Source organism: Paracraurococcus lichenis (assembly GCF_030657435.1).
GTDB classification, from domain to species: Bacteria; Pseudomonadota; Alphaproteobacteria; order Acetobacterales; family Acetobacteraceae; genus Paracraurococcus; species Paracraurococcus lichenis.
The window spans coordinates 1-2440 of record NZ_JAUTWS010000243.1 but is presented as its reverse complement, the minus strand read 5'-3'; the positions used below and the strand labels follow the sequence as shown (position 1 = coordinate 2440).

The following is a 2440-nucleotide window of genomic DNA, read 5'->3' as shown; positions in this document are numbered from 1 at the left end:
TCCAACAAGGTCTATTTTGTTGAAAACGAACAGCTTTGACCTGCGGCGCCGGCGCTCGATTCAGCGAACGCATCGCCTGCCGGACGAAGCTGAGCACCGAATCCCGCTCGCTCCCCTCAACCCCTTGCCCCTCGCGGAGCGCCGATAGACCATGCTCCTCCACCCCGATCGGAGGCGGTCGCCTTGTCCAAACCGCACGACATCGCCGGATTGATCGCCTGGGCCAAGCGGGACGAGTGGCGTGGTACCCTGGCCGAGTTCATCGACCGCCATCGCGCGAAGGCCTGCGAGGCGGCCGGGATCGATGTAGACGAGATCGCGGACGTCCTCGGCGAAGATGCCGCCACGGTGGTCTGGGGCGCCGCTTTCGAGGACTTGGTCGCCACCGATCTCCCCGGCAACCGCAACCTTGCGGACGACTACCTCCGTCGGCGCGGCTGGAAGGAGGGCGCCTCCGCACGGGAGTACATCGCGGGCCTGCGCCGAGCGACAATCAGCCTCTACGAGGTGAGCGGGCTCGTGCCGGGGGAGTCGATCCTGCTGCGCGACCTGGTTCGGGGCGACGAGCCGGTGCGTGTCTCGGAGAAGCTGGGCTCACAGGGGCTGCGACAGTGGGACCGCATCGCCACGCGGGTGATCCCCTTGCGCGAGGGCGCCGTGATCAGCGGCACGCTCATGCTGTTCGATCACGACACCAGCGAGGCGTTGCTCGCCTCGCTCCGGAAGACCCGCACGAAGGCGCCCCGAGACGTGGCAGCGATCGCGCAGGAGTTCGGCATCGAGGCGGACGCCAAGACGCTGGCCGAGATGATGACCCCGGACCTGCTGCTCGCCGGCGCTGCCTTCATGGTCACGAACCTCTGGCTCGATGCCGGCCTCAAGGCGGCACAGGGCCAGAACCGGCCGGAGCTGCTGAACAGCGAGGGCGACCCGCTCGACTTCATTACGCTGCACTTTCCCTTACTGCCGAAGGCCAAGCCCGAGCACGTCCGCCAGGCTCTGGCCGCCATCCCCGGCTTCCGGCAGGAGGACCCGGGCTTCTGGAACTGGTTGGACGAGCCTGGGGCGAAGCCGCGGTCCGCACCGCGCCGGCGAAAGGCCACGACCTTCTTCAGCACCATGGAGGACGGCTCGTTGGTGCTCGGCACGCTGGCACTGAAGGGTCGTCGGCTGTCACTGGAGGTGAACTCCATGGCCCGGGCAGAGCGCGGCCGGGCGCTGCTCGAACCCGTGCTGGCCGGATTGGTCGGCTCCCCCCTCACCGAGCGGACCGACCTCGAGCAGATGCTGGAAACGGAGCGGCCGCCCCCGAAGCCGAGCGGTCTGTCGCCAGAAGAGGAGCGCGCGCTGATTCGCCAGAGCTTGGAGGACCACTACCGGCACATTCTCGACCAGCCAATTCCTTCTCTCGGCGGCAAGTCGCCTCGCGCGGCGGCGAAGACGCCGAAAGGGCGCGAAAAAGTCGTGGCCTGGCTCAAGACGCTGGAGAACCACTCGGCGAAGCGGCCGGCCAGGGACCCGATCGGTGAGTATGACTTCGGCTGGATGTGGCGTGAGCTGGGCGTCGAGGCACTGCGCCAATGAGGACGTGACTCGCTCGCTGGCCGGATCCGCCATTTTGACGGTACTCTTCGATCTGTGGGTACCACTGGCACCATGTCAGCCGGTCTGCCGACGCGTCTCCTCCACTCGCAGTGCCGCGGGCCGCCGGACCACCAGCGCGATCGCACCCAGCACGCAGGCCAGGGCCGCCACGTCGAAGGCGCCGATCCGGCGCTGCACGAGCAGCGCGCTGCTGGCGACGCCGATGCAGGGCACCACCAGCAGGGAGAGGCTGGCGACGCTGGCCTTCAGCCGCCCTACGACGGGGAACCATGCGGCGTAGGCCAGCGCGTTGGCGAAGACGACCATGTAGAACAGGCCGAACAGCCCGCGCTCCGCCTCCGGGTACAGGTAGATATGGTCGTGCAGCACCAGCCACACGGCAAAGGCTGGCGGCGTTCCCAGCAGTAGCTGCCAAGCGGTGATCAGCAGGACGGGGCTGCGGAAGCGCAGTTTCTTGCTCAGTACCGTGCCGGCGCCGAAGGTGGCACCCGCCGCTAGGCCGAGCGCCACGCCGAGGCCGCTCGGGCCCTCAGCTCCCGTGGTGCCCGCCAGCACCAGCAGCACGGCCGCCAGCCCGAGGCCGAGTGCCATCAGGGTGCGGCGGTCCAGCCGCTCGCCCAGCACCGGCACGGCGAGCAGCGAGGCCCAGAGCGGCATGGTGTAGTTCAGGATTGCAGCCTGCCCCGGCCCGACCAGCATCACGCCGGCGATCAGCGCGAAGGGGAAGACCACCATGATCAGCAGGCTGAGCGCGAGCACGCCGCGCCACTCCTCCCGGCGCGGCAGGAACCGCCGTCCCGGGCCACGCAGGCAGAGCAGCAACAGCAAGGTCCCA

The 2440-nt window shown here is 68.7% G+C and carries 2 protein-coding genes; one reads left to right on the top strand and one right to left on the bottom strand.

Annotated features, from left to right (window positions below):
• The first annotated feature begins 183 nt into the window (after nucleotides 1-183).
• Complete coding sequence (locus tag Q7A36_RS39335; RefSeq protein WP_305109237.1) at nucleotides 184-1584, top strand: hypothetical protein; 1401 nt, start codon at nucleotides 184-186, stop codon at nucleotides 1582-1584.
• Nucleotides 1585-1659: 75 nt separating this feature from the next.
• On the opposite strand, the gene Q7A36_RS39330 is transcribed toward Q7A36_RS39335, so the two are convergent.
• Nucleotides 1660-2440: DMT family transporter (locus Q7A36_RS39330; protein ID WP_305109236.1), on the bottom strand; the 781-nt coding region annotated here is incomplete at its 5' end.